At 58.7% G+C, this 18,350-nt stretch carries 20 protein-coding genes and 1 tRNA gene; 13 read left to right on the forward strand and 8 right to left on the reverse strand.

Features of this window, described 5'->3' with window-relative positions:
* Nucleotides 1–64: 64 nt before the first annotated feature.
* The 4 genes from NXT3_RS08365 to NXT3_RS08380 all read left to right on the forward strand — a co-directional run bounded on the left by NXT3_RS08365 (nt 65) and on the right by NXT3_RS08380 (nt 4,493).
* Nucleotides 65–1,828 carry a hypothetical protein gene (locus tag NXT3_RS08365; protein ID WP_234828089.1) on the forward strand — a complete coding sequence of 588 codons (1,764 nt, stop codon included), beginning with the start codon at nt 65–67 and terminating at the stop codon, nt 1,826–1,828.
* A gap of 204 nt (nt 1,829–2,032) precedes the next feature.
* Nucleotides 2,033–2,821 carry a phospholipase D-like domain-containing protein gene (locus NXT3_RS08370; protein WP_104839098.1) on the forward strand — a complete coding sequence of 263 codons (789 nt, stop codon included), beginning with the start codon at nt 2,033–2,035 and terminating at the stop codon, nt 2,819–2,821.
* A gap of 303 nt (nt 2,822–3,124) precedes the next feature.
* Nucleotides 3,125–4,156 (forward strand): TIR domain-containing protein, encoded by a 1,032-nt coding sequence (locus NXT3_RS08375; protein ID WP_158665320.1) that lies wholly within the window; start codon nt 3,125–3,127, stop codon nt 4,154–4,156.
* 133 nt (nt 4,157–4,289) lie between these two features.
* A complete protein-coding gene (locus tag NXT3_RS08380) occupies nt 4,290–4,493 on the forward strand; it encodes a hypothetical protein (RefSeq protein WP_104839100.1) in 204 nt (67 codons plus the stop codon).
* A gap of 223 nt (nt 4,494–4,716) precedes the next feature.
* Here the strand turns inward: NXT3_RS08380 and NXT3_RS08385 are convergent, their stop codons facing one another.
* From NXT3_RS08385 to NXT3_RS08400, 5 genes are all read right to left on the reverse strand, one after another.
* A complete protein-coding gene (locus tag NXT3_RS08385) occupies nt 4,717–6,228 on the reverse strand; it encodes a DNA cytosine methyltransferase (protein ID WP_104839101.1) in 1,512 nt (503 codons plus the stop codon).
* 66 nt (nt 6,229–6,294) lie between these two features.
* Nucleotides 6,295–6,516 carry a hypothetical protein gene (locus NXT3_RS08390; RefSeq protein WP_158665321.1) on the reverse strand — a complete coding sequence of 74 codons (222 nt, stop codon included), beginning with the start codon at nt 6,514–6,516 and terminating at the stop codon, nt 6,295–6,297.
* Nucleotides 6,516–6,686 carry a hypothetical protein gene (locus NXT3_RS31605; RefSeq protein WP_158665322.1) on the reverse strand — a complete coding sequence of 57 codons (171 nt, stop codon included), beginning with the start codon at nt 6,684–6,686 and terminating at the stop codon, nt 6,516–6,518. The genes NXT3_RS08390 and NXT3_RS31605 overlap by 1 nt, the downstream gene beginning before the upstream one ends.
* 133 nt (nt 6,687–6,819) lie before the next feature.
* Nucleotides 6,820–7,212, reverse strand: a complete 393-nt coding sequence (locus tag NXT3_RS08395; protein ID WP_104839103.1) for a hypothetical protein — start codon at nt 7,210–7,212, stop codon at nt 6,820–6,822.
* On the reverse strand, nt 7,209–7,559 hold the full coding sequence (locus NXT3_RS08400) for a hypothetical protein (RefSeq protein WP_158665323.1): 351 nt from the start codon (nt 7,557–7,559) through the stop codon (nt 7,209–7,211). Before NXT3_RS08400 ends, NXT3_RS08395 begins: the two co-directional genes overlap by 4 nt.
* 636 nt (nt 7,560–8,195) lie before the next feature.
* Here NXT3_RS08400 and NXT3_RS08405 point away from each other — a divergent pair.
* The 8 genes from NXT3_RS08405 to NXT3_RS08450 all read left to right on the forward strand — a co-directional run bounded on the left by NXT3_RS08405 (nt 8,196) and on the right by NXT3_RS08450 (nt 16,447).
* Nucleotides 8,196–9,749 carry a replication initiation protein gene (locus NXT3_RS08405; RefSeq protein ID WP_158665324.1) on the forward strand — a complete coding sequence of 518 codons (1,554 nt, stop codon included), beginning with the start codon at nt 8,196–8,198 and terminating at the stop codon, nt 9,747–9,749.
* On the forward strand, nt 9,746–10,564 hold the full coding sequence (locus tag NXT3_RS08410) for a hypothetical protein (RefSeq protein ID WP_104839106.1): 819 nt from the start codon (nt 9,746–9,748) through the stop codon (nt 10,562–10,564). Before NXT3_RS08405 ends, NXT3_RS08410 begins: the two co-directional genes overlap by 4 nt.
* A 48-nt stretch (nt 10,565–10,612) precedes the next feature.
* Nucleotides 10,613–11,308, forward strand: a complete 696-nt coding sequence (locus NXT3_RS08415) for a hypothetical protein (RefSeq protein ID WP_234828090.1) — start codon at nt 10,613–10,615, stop codon at nt 11,306–11,308.
* Entirely contained in the window at nt 11,308–11,607 is a 300-nt protein-coding gene (locus NXT3_RS08420) for a hypothetical protein (protein ID WP_104839108.1), read from the forward strand. The genes NXT3_RS08415 and NXT3_RS08420 overlap by 1 nt, the downstream gene beginning before the upstream one ends.
* 52 nt (nt 11,608–11,659) lie before the next feature.
* Nucleotides 11,660–13,588, forward strand: coding sequence for an AAA family ATPase (locus NXT3_RS08425; protein WP_104839109.1), 1,929 nt, complete (start codon nt 11,660–11,662; stop codon nt 13,586–13,588).
* 713 nt (nt 13,589–14,301) lie between these two features.
* On the forward strand, nt 14,302–15,513 hold the full coding sequence (locus NXT3_RS08435; protein WP_158665325.1) for a site-specific integrase: 1,212 nt from the start codon (nt 14,302–14,304) through the stop codon (nt 15,511–15,513).
* A 528-nt stretch (nt 15,514–16,041) separates the two neighbouring features.
* Nucleotides 16,042–16,347 (forward strand): ETC complex I subunit, encoded by a 306-nt coding sequence (locus NXT3_RS08445; protein WP_097526735.1) that lies wholly within the window; start codon nt 16,042–16,044, stop codon nt 16,345–16,347.
* A 23-nt stretch (nt 16,348–16,370) separates the two neighbouring features.
* Nucleotides 16,371–16,447, forward strand: a tRNA-Arg gene (locus NXT3_RS08450).
* A 176-nt stretch (nt 16,448–16,623) separates the two neighbouring features.
* Here the strand turns inward: NXT3_RS08450 and NXT3_RS08455 are convergent.
* Nucleotides 16,624–16,938 (reverse strand): hypothetical protein, encoded by a 315-nt coding sequence (locus NXT3_RS08455; protein ID WP_037422807.1) that lies wholly within the window; start codon nt 16,936–16,938, stop codon nt 16,624–16,626.
* On the opposite strand from NXT3_RS08455, the gene NXT3_RS08460 reads away from it, so the two are divergent.
* Nucleotides 16,937–17,176: a hypothetical protein gene (locus NXT3_RS08460; RefSeq protein ID WP_097526734.1), complete on the forward strand. Its 240-nt coding sequence runs from the start codon at nt 16,937–16,939 to the stop codon at nt 17,174–17,176. The genes NXT3_RS08455 and NXT3_RS08460 overlap by 2 nt on opposite strands.
* A gap of 282 nt (nt 17,177–17,458) precedes the next feature.
* Here the strand turns inward: NXT3_RS08460 and NXT3_RS08465 are convergent, their stop codons facing one another.
* Entirely contained in the window at nt 17,459–17,689 is a 231-nt protein-coding gene (locus NXT3_RS08465) for a hypothetical protein (RefSeq protein ID WP_037422902.1), read from the reverse strand.
* Nucleotides 17,690–17,933: 244 nt separating this feature from the next.
* Nucleotides 17,934–18,350, reverse strand: a complete 417-nt coding sequence (locus NXT3_RS08470; protein ID WP_104839112.1) for a hypothetical protein — start codon at nt 18,348–18,350, stop codon at nt 17,934–17,936.

The raw sequence follows: 18,350 nt of genomic DNA on the forward strand, positions 1-18,350 counted from the left end.
CGTGGCGTGCACCAGGATTGAAGTTTCCGCTCCCGCGAACCGAGAAAACTACACGGAGTTGCCCTTGCCAATCGACTACCTTCAGCAATTCCCGATCGATGAAGCCTTGCTTCCATCACGTCTGCGTTCGCTGCTAGAGCCAGTAGGATTGGACCCGGCGCGCCGCGTTGACGTGAGCGAGCGATACGAGCACGACCCGTACGGTCCAGCACGAGAATGCGTTCATATGGTCATGGCCGTAATGCCCGAAGCAGAGATGGAGACCATGGGGCAGCCGCGGGCTTCAGGCGATGGGGTGGTGTCCTTCTCGACACCGCACATCGAGGAACAGGGCGGCCTGGAAGAATACGTTCCGTCGATTGATGGCTTCGACTACATCGTAGCCTCATGGGGATCGGGTTCGTTCTACACCTACATGCTCGCCGAAAAGGTCTGGATGACCCTCGGACTGTCAATGCGCGTTATTGGCCAGGACGCGCAACGCGTGGTGTTCGACGACCTCGGCGCTCCCGAATTCGGGGTCGCCGATGGTGAGGTCTCAGGAAGCTATCGCTACATCGCATCCCGGAACATTCGCTGGCGTATGACCAACGAGTATCTCCGACAGTATCTCTGGACGCGTGGCGCGTGGGGTGTCCGAATCTTCTACTATCAGACCCTCCTTCCGGATCGTCCAGAAATCCGCAAGCTCATGAATGGCAGGACACACGAGTCGGTTGGTGGACAAGACTCCTGGTTCGAACTCGACATCCGGGAGGACGATGGCGGATTGCTGGTTCAAGTCTGGGCAAAGGTGTTCGCCGTCTCCCCAGACCGCTGTTCCGCCGTCAGCGCAGATGGGCTGCTGTGGCCTGGTATCGACGGCGAAATGACCAAGCGTCGCGCCGAAGGAATTGTCGAGAGGAATACTGTCTATCTGGATGATCGGTTTCTTGAGAAATACGAACAGAGCGGGTTCTATAGCACCTGTCCGATCGACTACCACGGACTCTGGCTGTGCAGCCCCTCTTACGGCGGACAGTGGGGCTTCAGCGATTGTGTGCGGGTAGGACGCAACCTAATCAAAGTGCCCATTCGCGAGCTGTACAAGCCCAAGCCGGATCGCGAGATCGTCCATGCCTTCCAGTATGCCGTCCCTCCGGAACAGGTTGCGCAGTTCGACCTCGCTGAAGAGCATATCGTCGCCAAGGTCGATCGGCTTGTGCGCGAGCTTCTGACCCTCGGGGACAACCTGTCGGCCCTTGGTGAGGCTGTCGGAACCCCGAAGGATTCCGAGCAAATAATGAAGCTTTCCAGAAAGGAGATCAGAGCCAACGGCTGGACGAATCTCCCGGAACTACAACGTCTGGCGCAGGTCGCGCCTTTATCTATGACCGAGCAGGCGTTTCTGGCACGCTGCAAGAGCCTCCACGAACTCTACCAGCGGATCCCGGATGGTTTCATTCGCGGGATTGTCGAGCGAGCGGGACATGCGCGCAAAGACGTGGCGAATTTTGGAAGCCTGAAACTGCTGCAGGCGCTGACGAACATTGTCGAACGGTTGAATAGGGATGACGAACAGCTCGATGCGTTCAGCTCCGGTGCGGATCCAGCAGATCTTTCGGTCCGGAACGAGAAGATAGCGGCCCTGTTCATCAACAACGACCTGCGCATCGCCGATGCCCATCAGGCGGGCGGGATCCTGCAAGCTCTCACCGCCCTGGGCTTCGACATCGCGGGGGTGACCAGCGGATACGGACATGCCCTCGACCTCGTATTCGACCAAGTGATCGCGTCCTTCGAACACTTGAATACAGAACTCGGGTCGCTGCTTTCCCGAAGGCCCTGATGGAGCCACGGATGGCTGGAAACACGCACGTCAGATTATTGATCCGCCCATACCATCTTCGACATCGAGCGCGACATTGCGATCTCATGTCGCGCTTGATCCGAAGCGAAATCTCACCTAGTCGGATGATGAAGCAGGGTTGGTGACGCATTCCCGGCGAGTTATGCGTTGTCGCTGCAGAAGCAGCCGGGGAGTCGAAGTTCGATGACTGCAAAGGGCCTTAATGATCATTCCGTCGTTGTGGACGACGTGTACTTCAAGCGTCTCGTCCCTACCGCGGGCGCCCTCGAGGACTTCTCGCGTGCGTCAGGAAACGTCTCTGTGTATTTTCGCAACCTCAAGGAAGCTCTGCTGGAGAGGATCCGCGAACATGACGGTTGCGTCATGGTTGGCTGCGTTGCCTGGTTCACTGACTTGGAGATTTTGAAGGCCGTCGGTCAGCATTCGGTCGCCGCTTCCTTCATCCTTAACAAGGAAAATTTCCTCAAAGACGAGCATGCTATCCGAAACGCGAGGAGGCTCTACGAAGGGATTCACCCTTTCAAACCGGACAAGGAGACCGAGGCTGCCCCCTATCCCAGAGTATTCGAAACGATCTCAAAAACCGGAATTGAGTTTGGGGCATTCCGCTGTTGCGGACGCTTGAGAACAGAGTCTCAATCACCGTGGTACATGCACAACAAGTTCGTTGTATTTTGCGACTATAAGGAAACGACACGCACAAGGCCGGATGATCCGTATGATTATATGGATATCAGCATTGTACGACCCATATCAGTGTGGACTGGTTCGATGAACTTTACAGGTTCGGCTGGGAACCACCTCGAGAACGGGTTATTCATCCAAGATCCTGAAATCGCACAGGCTTACTTTGGAGAATGGGGCCAGGTCGCCGCGCTCTCCGAGCCTCTGAACTGGGAATCTGCTGACCCTTATAGCGATCGGCTTGTCCCTCCCGTTGAGTGGGACCACCTCCCGGGGGCGGGAAGCTAGCCTCGGTAATGGGGATCCGAGATTATTATGGTTTTGCGGTTTCCATGAGGGTCCGCGCGACTGCGGCTCCACCAGTTTAATCTCAACCCCGCGACCGCTCACCACGATGCTGAGCGCGCCATTGTTTGTCGCCGGCTCAGCCGCATCTTATCGTACCGTGGCGAGGTTCCCTACCGCTGACCAGTCGGGATACAACTCGCTGGAATCGCGCTTCACGGCGCGCGTAAAGGACTGGTATGTAAAATCGACTCATCATGCCGCTGCCCGCGTGCATGGCAACATCTAAATGACTTGGGGGCGGTCGTGAGTAGCGCAGCGAAAAAATCAGGAGAAGCAGCGGTCCAGCCCACGCCGAAGAAGCTCAGGCTGTTCTACGCATGGCAAAGCGACCTCCCCAGCAAGGCAAACCGGAACGGTATCCGCGATGCCCTGAAGGCTGTCGCAAAGAAGGTGCAACCGGGTGTGAATCTTTCAGTCGATGAAGCAACCCGAGACACGCCTGGAAGCCCGAACATTCCCGCGAAGATTATGGAGAAGATTCGCACCTGCGATCTCTTCGTTGCGGATGTCACCACGATCGTTGGCAAGGCAGGTGAAAGCCGGCCGTGCGCCAACCCTAATGTGATCTTCGAGCTTGGGTACGCGGTCGCCCATGTGGGTTGGGATCGGATTATCTTGGTCATCAATGGCAAGGTTTCACAGTTGAGCGACCTTCCCTTCGACTTTGATCGGCACCGCGCGATGGTCTATGAGCACGATGAAAAGCCGACGGCGGAGCAGAAAGAGGCCCTGGCGAAAGATTTGAAGGGCGCCATTGACTTGATCGCTAAGCACGATCCACCTCGACCGAAAGATATCGACGGCCAATCCGAGGAGCAGGTGCGCAAGCGGCGCGATGTCACCAACATCACCTGGGCCTTGGAGCAGGTCCATCAACCCAGCATCGACGATCTCATCGCCGACCTTCCCTACAAGTTGAGCGACAAGGCATTATGGTACTTTGAGTGCTTCAAAGGTGTCGTCACCAACAGCCTGTTCCACATCAACGATGCGGCCGTAGCCAAGTTGTGCAAAAAGATGCTCGATGGCTGGACGATGGCCCTCTCCGCAGGGGAGCATTACCAGATGTCAAGCAATCCGCATTACTACGTGTGGGTGGGAAACCAGCCTAGCGCGAGCAAGGCCGAGGACAGGGTCATGAAGGGTGCGCTCATGCTTGCAAAGGCCCGCAAAGCACTGCTTGACAAAGTCCGTAAGGACTATGTCGAAGTAGATGTAGAGGCGGCAAGCAGGAAGGCCTTTCACGCGTATAGGGATGAGCTTGTAGATCACTGACGGACAGCACCAATGGCATTCGATGATACACGCCGATCCTGCCCGGCGTGGCAAACATCCTGGATCGCGCACACATGGATAAGTGGTGCCTGCGCAACAAAATGTTTGTAAAACTCCCACCAATAGGGACCCTATGGACAAGCTGATCGAAGCCAAGCTGGCAATGCTAAAGGCCTACGAAACGGTCCTAAGCAGAGGGAAATGGGTCACCTGGCCGGACAACAATCAGTATTTGGTCATCACGCCGGCTGACTTTGACCTACTCAGGAGCCCTTACGACGATCTGCTCGACGCTGGGGACGAGGCTGAGCAAGCCACTGCGGAACCGCGGGTTTAATGCGCGTCCGGTCACTCTCGTATAGACCGCACTGTTGTAATCTGCGCTTCCACCATTATGCTGCCCTTAGTGTACTTGGGGTCAGCGATGGCCCGTCGTTGTCCTCCGCGACGGATGCCACCGCGGCGTTCTAGCCCTCTGACGCTTGTGCTTGGCTGCCATCCCTAGGTCTCCGTCCCCTAAACAGGAATGGTGAGTCGGCCGGCTGAAAGTACCAAGCGGATTATTCGTCGCGATCAAGTCGGTCGCGGTCGGTCACGACCATGTTCGGCTCGTGCCGAGGATCCAGATCCGGGCCGACATCGACATGGAAGTCGCTCGCTTCCTCTTCCGGTGACTGCGGCACATAGCGTTTCTTCAGCTTAGTGGTTCCGGCGGATTCGATCGTTGCAACGTCCGTCGGCGAGACATCGGCAGCACGCGGTCGGCGACCGAAGTCCGGGATGACCGGCTTTGGCTTCTCGCCCTTCTTGAGCTTCTCGATCTTGCGGGCGTATTTGGATGGTGGCCGGGCGGACATGTATTCGTGGTACAGCCGCAGCGCGGCCCGAAGGTCGGACTTCTGGCGGACATCCAGCGTGGCGAAATCCGCCGTGTCTTCCAGCTCCGCCAGTTCGAGGGCGATGTCCTGGTATGTCCGGCCGTGCAGCAGGCGCCGGGCGCGGTTCACCCGGGACTTGATGTTCGCGAAATTCGCAGGGATCGTCGGCTTGTCAGGATCGAAGTCTTTCGGCGGGAACTTCCTGAAAAGGAACGGGATGAATCCTGGGTCAATGTCCGGGATGGATCTGCCCTCGGCTCGAGTAAGGATCACTTCGCCGATTTTCTCCGCCAAGGTCGGAGGCACGGCGTTTGAGATCATCTGCATCGTATCCCTCTTGCTCCATGGCTTACCCTCCCGCTGCAGACGATAGCCAGCCGTGTCGAAGTCTGCTGGAAAGCCTTGGATGCGCATCGCCTGATGCTCCGTGAGCTTGAAGGCCGCCTTGTAGGAGATGTGGTCGTCCGGATGTGGATTGGCGCGATACTTCGGCCCCGGACCTTCGGTCGAGGTGCGGATGATTGTGGGTGCAGGTTCATCGAGTCGGCGAACGCCGCGGCCGCCTCGGTATGGTCTGACGAAATACCCGCCTCTCCGGAGGAGTTCTGCATCATCGGGAAACCGGTCAGGATCGAGTATCGATCTGACCGTTACCGGATTCTTCGATTCTGTTGCTAGCAGAGCAGACAGCAGGAAATCATCGACCTCTCCAAGCCGACCGATACAGAAAAAGCGTTGACGAGTCTGGGGTGTTCCCAGGAGCGACGCGTCAACGGTCTTTTCAGTCAGGCCATACCCTGCGCGCCGCCAAATGCTTCTGGCTTGGCGGTAATTGAGGCTCAGAGGAGCGCGGCGGGTGTTTTCAAAGATAAACCACTCCGGCCTGACAATGGCGATGATCATCGCGAAAGCCTGCGTCATCGCCGCGTTCTCGCCGAGGATGCCTTTCCCTGCTTCGGAGAAGTCCTGGCACGGCGGCCCTCCGACGATCATTTGCGGCGAGGCTCCCATGATGTGCAGCGCAGCCTCCGCTACGTTGCCCAGGTCGATCTTGAACGCCTTGGACTTGTTGTTGAACTGCCAGACATCGATGGCCTTGTCCCATCTCTCGTAGCCCACCACCATCTGGAGACCTGCTCGTTCCAGGCCGAGGCCGAGGCCGCCGATTCCGGCGAAAAGTTCGACAAAGCGCATCTTTGGATCCTTCACGGTTTCATCCGTGATACAGGACCGCAAGTGAATCCTCTGTAAAAATCGTAATCAGGCCAGTCGGCAGATCTCGCGGCAGACTCTGGAGGCATGGTCGGCTGCCGCATCAACGATCCGAGGAGCGGATGAACACTGGTCCTTGGCAAGGGCAACGGCGAGCTGCGCGCAGCCTTCCTGCAGGTCGTCGAGGAGATAGTCGGCAATCGCAACGTCACCGTGATCATCGTCAGGATCGGTGATGCGGATGAAACCTTCGTGGCGGTCAGCGTACATCAAGCGATCAGCGAGGAATGAAAGCCCGTCGCTGATAATGAGGCTCGAGCAGCCGAGAGCGGCGAACACACCCGGGCGAGGATGTCCATCTCCCAGACCTGACCGATCCTGATGAAGGGCAACTCCCGCCGAGTTGATGTCGCGTATTCCGGAAATGTTTCGATGTTCATGCGTCGTCCTCCCATCACGATGATGGCCGGCCGGCGGGACCGCACAACGAAAAATGGCCGAGCAGTGCCCGGCCGGACGAACATGAACTGTTCGAGACGATGATGTGTTTCGCCGTCGCCGGCCGTAAGGCCGTCAGATCAGATCCATCTGCTGAAGGCGTAGCACCTGGCGCCTGTATCGGGCGGCCATCCAAAGGATTCGTTCAGCGAGCTTGTCGTTCTGCATCGCATCCTCGATCGTCGCCTCGCTCAGCATGTGACCTTGGCTGGAATCGGACTTGCTGAATCCTTCGCCGTTCTGCGTTCTGGCGTAGTCGGCATCCCTGTCCGCCACGATCTTCAGCGCCTCCAGAGCAGCCTTGATCGCCTTGCGTCGCGGATGGTGCGCAGGGGTGCGGAACTTCAACCTCGGAACGGGCTGGATCGTGACGGGTGTGGCGGTCGGATCGTCACTACGGAAATCCGGAGATTCCTGATTCTCAATTGCGAAGTAATGTGGGGACGGTGATGAATCGTGCTTGGTCATAGTGACGCTTCTCCAGGCGCCTGCGACGACCCGGAACGGGGAATCTCGCGGAGCTGATGGAGGTCGGATCTCAGGAGGATCCTGGACTGAATCTTCAGCTTCGTCTCGCGCGTGTCGAAGCCCTGCTGCTTCAGGATATCCTTAGCGAGACGGATGATGCTCTGCATCTCCGGAGACGGGTCGCCAAGGCCATAGAACACCGCCACGGCAGCCGCCAACGCGCGGTCAACCTCCGATGCTTCGGGGCGCCCCTTCGTGCCTTTCTTGCCGCGAGCCGCCTGCTTCTTGCGATACGCCTCGGTCCTTCGGCGACCCACTTCATTTCTCGGATCAGCAATCCTCGGCACGGCAACCTCCATCCGCACTAACCTGCACTACGGGTAATATCGGGTGGGACGATGCAAGGGACAAAAACGGTCGGCACTACGATGGTAAGGGAGTTGCGGAGCTGGTCGAGCGGAGCGGGAGCGTAGCGCTCACGAGAACCGTTAGGTTTCTCCCAGCCTGGAGAGTGGTAAGCCCATCTCGAACATCACAGCGGGGGGATGCCCTCCCGTGGGCGCGCGCACGCCCACGCACGCACCCTCTCTTAGGATTGTCCAGAGTTGACAATTTGGACAGGCTTACAACGCCGATGCCGCAAGGATTCGTCCATTTTATTTTCGTCTCAAAAATCCCGGTTTTAGCATCCACTTAAATTCGTCTTCGTCTCAAAAATCCCTAGGACGAAGAGTTTATCGCCGTCACTACCGCGTCTTCGTCCTGCGTTCGTGAGAGACTGGACGAAGAGGCTGAAACCCCCGCGGCGCAAGCCATCGAGGGGTGGACGAAGACAGAATTCCTCTTCTCCTATGGAATTCCATAACTGGACGAAGACATCACTACGGGGCTGTTCCCGTCTTCGTCCACTTGGAAAGAAAAGCTGGACGAAGACGTTGCGCCGTTCTCCGCCGGCGACAATCATAGTTGCAGGAGGACGACACATGAGACCACACCGCCAGAATTTTAGGCCGAAGCCGCGCGGCTCTCTCTCGACCGCACTGGCGAAGCCGAGCAACTTGGAACGCGTCGCCCCGGAGTCTCCGAGGCCGATCGAGCTGCTGAAGGGTATGACGGTCGACGGGAACTCGACCCTGACATCGCACGATGCCGCGCTGCACGATCTACTCCTGTCCTCGGCTTATGAAGCCGACCGAGGTTTGACCGCCGATGTGCACACGATTCCGATGGTGCATGTGCTTCACTACTTCGGTGCTGAAGCGCGCCGGGATGCAGTGAAGGCATCGCTGGGGCGCCTGCTGAAGAACACCGTGTCGTTCGGGACGGACGATGGCCAGCGCTACGAGCAGGTTCCGTTGCTGGTTTCCTGGCTCTCTCGCAAAGACAACGTCGAGACGATCCACTTCGGCTTGGCGGATCCAATGCGACGGATCATGACCGAGAAGCGGGAGTTCGCATATCTCGAACTTGCGGCGCTGCCGAAGATGAAGTGCAAGTTCTCGCAACCGCTCTATCGTGTGCTCCTGGCGAAGGTGCGGGAGTCCGGCCGCGTATGGATCCCGGGCGAGAACAACACCGTCGTCGTGACCGCCAGCGTCGACGAGATCGGAACATGGGTCGGCTTCCCTCGTGAGAAGGACGGCAGCATCCACAGCGGCAAGCTGCGCACCCGAATGCTTGAGAACGTCGTGCGGGACTTCGAGCGCATTCAGGCCTTCAAGATCGCGGTCAATCCTGTCAGAGGGGCGACCCGTGGCAATCCGATCATCGAAGTCGAGTTCGAGCTCACGCTCGCTCCGCCCGACCACCGCCGCATCCGTGCCATCTACGATGGCGCCGGGATCAAGCAGTTCGGCGGCACGGATGTCGAAGAGTATCGTGTGCGGTCGGACATCTGGTTGAAAGCCATCAACCAGCTCGTCGCCGCCGATACCTCCCATGTCAGTCTGAGCCATCAGGTGCTGTTCCGGCTCTGGACGGCTGCGATCAACGAGATGCTGACAGGCGCGCCGATCTCTGAGGGATACCGTAACCGGATCTTCCGAGGCGAAAGCCTGCGCGATCAGATCGACAGGCTCGGTCCTGACGCTGCCGCATGGGGCTTCATCCAGGAAGAGGCTGAGGATCCGGATCTGCTCAGCAGGAGCAAGCAGGAAAGGATCGAGATCGCCAACGTCGGCGAAGCTGCGCGCCGTGAACGCGTCTGGAGGGATGACGCGAAGCCGGTCGCCAGCCCAGCCACGAAATCGGCAGTTCAACAGGATCCGATTGTCCTTTTCGAATGCTGCCGTGAAATCAGGATGACCGTCAACAACTCGCTGACGACGCTTGATGCCATCGAGGAAATGGTTCTCGATCCGATCGAGTACTACAGGGATTGGAGCGGTGGCCAGGAAAAGACAATCAGGGTGCAGTGGCGCCTGGATGATGTCGATAACCACATGATCCTCCGGAAGAGAATCTCAGAAGGCGATGCGATGGAGCTTGCCAAGCGCCTCTCAAACCACATCGAAGGCGCCATTGAGTACGCAGCATGACCCAGACAATTGATATCCACGAAGTTCGCCCGCGCCTTCGCTTCCTGCTTTCGAATGCGGCCAAGGAGGAAGGTAAGAAGATGGCGAACCTGTTCTCGACCTATTCCTACCGAAAGGATCCCGGCCGCACGAGCAGTCAGTTCCATCATATCATCGAAAGCATCAAAGGCGGCCGCTTCCCAAATATTGCTCAGGCCGATGAAGTCATGAAGGGCACCCTGACGGCATCGCTGCAGGTCATGGTAGACGGCAGGCGACTTCCTGAATGGCTCATGTGGCGGCAGACCTGGGCGAACGATCTTGCCGATGGCCGGCCGCAGCATATGGTCGCCTCCGCGAACTACATGATCGAATATCAGGACAAGCTGGAGCAGTTGCTCGATACGAGCGGGCGCCAGTTCGACATGGAGGAGGACGACGATACCCGAGCACCACGCGGTGCCGTGCGAGAGCTCTCCGATATTGCTGATCCTGTCCTTCGAGAGCGCCTCCGGAAGAAGATGAACGACGAAGCCAGGCTCGCCACCTACGGAGACCGAGAGATCTGTCCCAGTCCCGGTGTCGTTCCGATGATCCTATACAGGATGAACATGACGGAGGAGGAAAAGGCTCGAGAACGCGAAGACGACGAGAGGCGCTCGCTCAGAGACTATGGGAAGAACCTGATCTCCGCGTTCGAACTCGTCACGGGAGAGAAGTTCGAACGTGCATGGAAAACCAAGACGGAACTCCATGCCGCTCTTCGCGACCAGTTCAGCGAATATTATGACGAGAAGCTATCGATCCGGACATTGCTGCTCGGTGGCTACAGATAACGGATATATCCGTTATAACACGCTTTACCATCTTCGCAGGATCCGCTAATGAAGGGCTCACAACCTTCCCGGGTCCTGCTAGACATTAGCCCGGATAACGAAAGCGAAAGCAACCTCAATGGTCACCGAACTCCACATAGCCCGAATAGCCTGACACCGCCCGAGAAGGCGGTCGCTGTTCTGTGTCTTTGTTTTCGGAGTTCCCACATGTCATTCTGCCGCAAGTTTTACATTTCCGACACGCACTTCCTCCACGACAACGTCCTGCAGTTCTCCAATCGTCCTTTCCGGTCGATCGAGGAGCACGACGAACACCTGATCCAGCAGTGGAATCTCGTCGTCGGCCAGGATGACATCGTCTACCACCTTGGAGATTTCGCCTTCTCTCTGACCGACAAGGCCGGCAAGGTCCGCTGGATCTTTTCCCGCCTGAACGGCCGCAAGCGTCTCGTGATCGGCAACCATGACCTTCGCCATGGCGAGCTGCATCCGACCATCGCCGGCTTGCCGTGGGACACGCGCCCCGAAGGATTCATCTTCACCGAAGACGAAGGCGCGAAGCTCGTCCTCGCGCACTACGCCCAGCGCTCGTGGCAGTGGGAACGCAAGGGCGGCTACCACTTCTACGGCCATGCCCATGGCGCCTTGCCTGGCATCGGCCGGTCTCGGGATGTTGGCGTGGATATGCCGGACGTTCGGTTCACACCGTCGACGTTCAAGGAACTTACGGAAGGAATGAAGTGATGACCACCGACCTCGACCTTCTCCCAAAAGGCTGGCGCGCGATGGCGCAGGAACTGCTCGAAAAGGCGCGCAAGCAGTTCGGCGGGATCGTGTTCACGAACATCTCCGCTAATCCGGGCGGCTGGCTCACCGTTGATTTCGACAAGCATTCCGTCGGTGTTGAGCACAACTGGCGCGCTCTGAAGTTCTGCGAGGGCTATTCCTCTATGTCATGGCACATCTGCTCCGAGTGCGGCAGCCACCGCGCCGAACAACGCCCCGGCTACGTCTTCGCTATCTGCGAAGAGTGCCGCGACTGAATCCCGTCAACCCACAGAACCTGCTTTTACCGATCAACAACGTGGGTGACACATGTCCGACGAAACGAAATCCATCGACCGCTGGATCGCCGAGCTCCATCTGCAGCGCGCCCTGCGTCCGTATCGCGCCGGCCGCGCCTTCGTGCTGGTTGTCGTCATTCCGGCCGATGATGGCGCGGGGCACTGGCAGCAGGCGGCCTACGACATCATGAAGACCATGGCCAAGGAAAGCGAAGCTGGGGACGAATACGACTTCACCCGCCGCAACGACTTCCGCGCCGACACGTTCGAAATCACCCCGCGCAAGGTCAAGGATAAGCTGATCCCGCCGAAGGAAGATCCATGGACGACGGTCAACTTCGCCAACTTCCGCTCGGTCTTCATCTGCCGCCGCGGCGATGCCGATCCTGTCCTCGGCTCGCGCACGTCAGCGATTGCAGATGCGGTGATCGACATCGCCGAGTTGGACATGATCCTCGTGCAGCGCGCCATCCAGGAAGTGACCGGCGCCGAAGTTACGGCCGACGAGGCCGCCGAGATCATGTCACTTTCCGCAGAAGTCCGTCTGGTGCTCCGCAAGACCGGCCGCGGCGTGAAGAACGTCCTGCAGCGCATGCGCGCCATCCAGCCGCCATCGAAGGAAGCTGCGGCCGTCGTGCCGCAGAAAACGGAGGACGGCCCGCGTCTGGAGGATCTGCACGGCTACGGCGCCGCGAAGGAATGGGGCATGGAATTGAAGCGCGACCTGCAGGACTATGCTGCGGGCAAGATCGGATGGGAGGATGTCGACTCGGGGCTGCTGTTGTCCGGCCCGCCCGGCTGCGGAAAGACCACGTTCGCTCAGGCGCTGGCGAATTCGCTGGACGCTCATCTCGTCGTCGGCAGCTATTCGACCTGGCTCGGCACTGGCGAAGGACATCAGGGCACGATGCTCAAGGCCATGCGCGCCGCGTTCCATCATGCCCGTGAGAACGCGCCGGCCATCATCCTGATCGACGAGATCGACAACTTCGTCCAGCGTGGCAGCTTAGGCCGCGCCAGCAGCGACGAATGGATGCGCGGCGTGGTCAATGGGCTGCTGGAATGCCTCGATGGCGCTATCGAGCGCCCGGGTGTCATTGTCATTGGAGCGACTAACCACCCGGGCGGCATCGACACCGCGTTGCTCCGCCCGGGCCGTCTGGATCGCCACGTCCAGATCGACCTGCCGGACGCTGCCGCACGCTCTGCGATCCTCCAGTACCATCTGCAGTCCGTGGTCGACGTGTCCTCGGTCATCGGCCGCACGGAAGGCTTCTCGGGCGCCGATCTGGAGCGCATCGCCCGCGATGCCCGCCGCATGGCCCGCCGCAAGCAGGTTCCGGTCAGCGTGGAGCACGTCGCCACGGCGATGCCGGAAATGCATTCCTTGCCACGCGAGCAGCGTCTGTCGACCGCGATCCACGAACTTGGCCACGCGGTTGTCGGGATCGCTCTCGATCACCGTCGCCTCAAGAAGATCGTGGTTCACAAGGCGGTGTTCTTGACCGAAGCGTCGCAGGCGGCCGGCTACGCTCACTTCGAAGGAAAGATGGCCGAGCGCAAGAGCAAAGGATGGTGGGAGGACGAGATCTGCGTCTATCTCGGTTCCGTCGCGGCCGAGACCCTGTTCCTTGGTGGTCACTGCGATGGTTCGGCTCACGACCTGCAGCAGGCAACCGACGCGGCACTGCACATGCTTGCCGTGGCAGGCTTCGGTGACACTCTGATGTCGGATGGCGTTGGTGCGGACATGTCGCTGCGCCGTCATCGGCTTGAGCCGCAGGTCGACGGGATCCTGCAGGAACAGCTCCTGCGCGCCAGCCAGATCGTAGAACGCTACCGCGATCTCATCGAGCGTCTCGCCGAGGAACTCGCCGACAAAGGGGAGATCTCAGGCGAAGCGGTGACGGCCGCCGTCCGCGATCACGGCAAGCCCATCCAACTCGCGCTGGCGATGTAACCGGAGAAATCCCCGGACACGAACCTGATGTTCGTCTATGGGGGATTTCACGAAGGATTCACCGCAACCGTCAGCTCGACGTTAAGCCGCCGCCGATAGGTTGCCGGATTGAATAATCGAATAGCGTATACAACGGAGGTGTCCGTGAGCGACAACATCATCAGCCTCAAGCCCTGGATTGACCGCCTGCAGGCTGCGGAGCGCATAGAGCAGGAATACCTCGCCGAACGCGACGAGCAGCGCCGCGAGGTGGAGGAGCAGCTCGACAACTGGGATCTCTATCTAGGATCGCGCGGCCTGACGTACGACGATGGCCCCGAGGATCCCGACGGGGCCTTCATCACCAAGGTCGACCGAGAGGTGAACCGGGTGATGGCCGAGTTCGAGGATCTGGTCGACCGTCAGGTGCGGGATCAGGACGACGCACTCGCGGCGCTCGATGACATCCGACGGGCGCTGGATCCGAATGTGGATGTGCCCGCTCGAGTGGTCAGAGATCCGTCGCCGGACGCGCCCCTGAACGTATTGGAGGTGCTCTGCCTGCCTGAGCTGGGAGGTCAGCTCTATGTTGGAGAGGATACCCCGGGAACGCCGAGCCGAAACATCAAGGAAAAGACCATTCGCGGCGCCTGGGATCGGGGTGACCTCGGATTCCTGATGCTCGGAAAGAACAAGTTCACGACCAGATCGATGATAAAGGAGTGGCTGGAAGGATGCCGAGAGAAATCGAAGAACCTCATATCCTCGAAAGAAAGCCCCGCTACGACAAAGCCGGCAAGCTCACCCACAAAGGCACCTGGTTCATCAAACACGGAAGCAAGCAAGTTGCGACAGGCTGCTCTTTCTCGACGGCTGAAGAATCTAAGGTAGCGAAGGAAGAGGCGCTGCTGAAGCTTCACGAGTACAATGTGGAGCGCTATTCAAAGGTGGAGATCACTGATGGATTGCTGGCTTCAGAGGTCAAGGTCGGCGACCTGATCTTGTATTACCTCCAGGAACAGGAGGACGACATCGCAGCGATGCCGAAGGCCCGTCGGAAGGAGCATCTCGATCAGATCGAGCGGCTGTCGGCTTTCTGGGGCGACAGGTTCGTGTCGGAGATCAAGCGCAAGACATCGAAGGAATATCAGAAGGATCGGAAGCCGTCCGTCGTTCGCAACGAACTGATCGCGCTGCGCGCCATCGTGAACTTCTGCGCCAAGGAGGGAAAGGTCAAGATATACGACCGCGAGCTGAACTATGAGATCCCCGAGCCCCAGGGCAGCCGTTTGCACTACTTCACCGAGAAGGAGGTTCGGAAGCTTTATCAGGCGGCCATGTGGAAGCGCCACACGTTCAACGGAGAGCCTACTCATAAGGTGGCGGAGCATATCGGAAAATTCATCGCGGTCGCAGTGTTCACCGGAACGCGTGCGGAACGCATCCAGTCTGCTTCTTTTGTGAAGGAAGCTGGGCGGCCGTGGATTGATCTGGAGAACGGCATCTTCTACCGAGCTGCGGAGAAGGAGATGGTTCCCCATAACAAAAGGGCTGACCCAATCCTGATCCCAGATCCGCTCTTGAGGTTGATGAAGCGCTGGCATCATGGACGAGGCGCCATGAAAGGCACCCGATACCTTATCGAATATCAGGGCCGCCCGGTCGACTGCCGGAAAGGATTCTACACTCTCAAAAACGAGGTTCTCGGTGAAGAGCGCGCGGCACAAGTCAATCGTCACACGCTAAAACACACCTGCGTTACGCTGCTGCTTCAGCACGGAGTTTCAGTTGAGGATGTTGCCGACTTTGTCTCGACCACGCCAGCCGTGATCCGCAAGGTCTACAAGCACGTGATCCCAGGCGAGTATTCCGCAGTCCACCAGACATTCGCGAAAAAGCCGAAGGTTGGTTCGACGACCCGCCATGAGCGCAACAAGGCGGCTTGACTCCAATCCGGAGTCGGTCCATTCGGCAGTTGTTCCGGTGGCGATTTACCGCCAACGAACCGCCAACGGAACAACGGAATCTAACGGGAACGAACGGGCATCAACGGGAGTGTCCCAAACGTCAACAACCGTTGCGTAGCCGTCCGAGGCGCTGGTTTGGGACCAGAGGGTCGGGAGTTCGAATCTCTCCACTCCGACCATTTAAGCCCTTGATTTTTCAATCCGCTGGAGGCCAGCGGGCAGTCGACGACGCCCCCGCCGGTGAGGGCAGGAAATCGTGGCGCTCGGCCATCGCGGCAAGGGCGGCAGGCGCTCGAAAAAGCTGTAATTTCCTGACGCAAGTCATTCCGTTTTAAATCATTCTGCGCTAAGGGAAGACGGAGCATGGGGCAAAACTGCTCGCAGGCAGGATTTCGGCTTGCCAGCGATCCGGAAGAAACCGTGCTCAAAGCCGAAAGACGACAGCGACGTCGCGCATCCGGATGATGGGCCGGCGTCGAGATGAAAGACGGGAGCCGTTTGAAAGCAATGTCCGCGAAGATCTATCGTCCCGCGAAGACAGCCATGCAGTCCGGCAAGGCCAAGACGCATCTGTGGGTCTTGGAGTTCGATCAGGAAAAGCCGCGCACCATCGACCCGATCATGGGCTACACGAGCTCCGGCGACATGCGGCAGCAGTTGCGGCTGACCTTCGAGACCGCCGAGCAAGCGATCGCCTATGCCGAACGCAACGGCATCGAATACCGCGTCATCGCGCCGAAGGACGCGACGCGCAAGAGTGTGTCCTATTCGGACAATTTCCGTTTCAACCGGATGCAGCCCTGGACCCATTGAAGGCCCGGGCGAACCGGCCTGACGGCCCCTTAGCTCAGCTGGATAGAGCACCTGCCTTCTAAGCAGGTTGTCGCAGGTTCGAGTCCTGCAGGGGTCGCCAAACTACTATCTAACCAATCGATTCTATTTAAGGTGCGACCGGGCAGGGTTATAGGTGCGACCTACATTCTGTTCGCAAGGCGTTCCGAAGCGGCCTTCGCGAGGCGCTTCTTATCGGCTTCCTTCGTATAGACTTCGGCCATCGCGAGTCGGGTCCAGCCGTACATTGCCATCAACTCATGAGCCCGCAACGCTGCCCATCGCTTTTGCCTCAGTGTGTGGCGCGAAGAAGCAGCGGATCGTCATATGCGGGGCGGACGTGCAGATGTGATACTGGCTGTCTTCGCTCTCTAAAACCCGGTTCTTGGGGATGAAGTATCTTGTCTTGGACCCGGTGCGGATGTTGAAGTTGCCGCCCGGCAGCGGCTCGACATAGCGCGGGCTGATGACCCGGCAGTCCTTGTTGTCGCAGCATTCGTAGCCGGTGACCGGATCATGGTGGCCGGAATACCAGTTATGGGCGACAGCGAGAGCGATGAGGACGAGCTTCATGTCGCTTGACCTTCTCGGCGCCGAGGGCCTAACGCTCAACTTCGAAAAGCCCCACGGTATGATAGTAGGGCACGTTTGCGAGCGCTCCAAGCGTTACCGATTAACGGCGGACCGCGGCCTTGCCAACGGCCTTCTGATACAGCCGCTCGATCTTGTGACCGGTCGACCAAAGCAGTTCGCAACCGATGCCTTCGGAAGCGCCGAACCTCGCCTTTCGGTTCCAGTCTACAAGCTCTAGGGTCAAAATACGAAACCATTCCTAAGCCGGACGGTTAGATTGGATCGTCTTCCCTATCCGCGCCGATCAAGGTGGAGTCAGAACAACGCTTACGGTGACGGGGCGCGAGCACCCATATTGCCTGGGACTATTGAGAAAGCAGCGTCCGCCCGGATCGCGAACGCTGCTTCTGTCTCTTGGCCATTCATCAGGTATCGCCGGAGGAGGCGACAGTCATCTAATTCTAAACCTCTGAATTTGTTCCATAGATGCGAACAGCGGGTGGTGATGTACGCGCGGGGATCACTGAAGCGTCGACGTTATGATGGTCGGCGCATCGTCGCCTTCGCCCCTATCAAGAAACTGAACTAGTGCCGACACGAGACTCTCGGCGCTCTCTCGATCGAGCTCGAGCAGGATAATCTCGTCCCCGTCTGACATAAGCTCAAGCGTTCCAATGAGCGGGTCAGTCGAGTGCACGCTTATGTCGTTGCCCTGATACTCGGTGGTGGTCGTGTTCCGATCGTCTTCCATGGGTGCCTCCGCCAGAGTATCACACGCGATCATCGACCTGAGAGGCCTCATCCTGTCAATTTGGCTTTCCGAAGTACTCGCTGTGACGGCGATGGCAAGCCATATAGTGCGAGTGCCCGCACCGGGGGACAGGACGGGCACTCATTAACAGGTGGGGGGACCTGTGCCGCTGAGACAATTATGCGGCACCAAGATAATCCAGCGGGGGCGTCATTGTTCCGATTCCCCGCAGCCGACCTTGAAATTATCTCCTCGGCCCGAGCGGCCCTGTTCCGCTGCGGCCGTGATAGAAAGCCGGGTCGTAAACAATCTCGAATTCGGCTTTGAGCCGCTCGGCCAACCGCTTCGAGATCTCCCGCTTCGCCGCGTCCCTTGGCGTGGCGTCGATACCGACTAGCACGGCGCAATCCCCGACCGGTATCTCCCATATGGCGGCGCGCAGGAATTCCTGCACGATCGCATCGTCAACAGCCTCTCCATGGCGCCGAAAGCCGATCTGTGCCCTCAAAGCCGTTACGATGTCGCGGGCAAAGAGGGTGGAGCACTGTGGATCACGCCGCCGCCGCTGACCCTTCGCCGCTAGTCCATTCAGGACAGGGCGGCCGACCATAGCGAAGCGAGTGAAGATTGCGCGTTCGAGATCGTATTCTGGCGCCGACAT

Source organism: Sinorhizobium fredii (assembly GCF_002944405.1).
Lineage (GTDB): Bacteria > Pseudomonadota > Alphaproteobacteria > Rhizobiales > Rhizobiaceae > Sinorhizobium > Sinorhizobium fredii_C.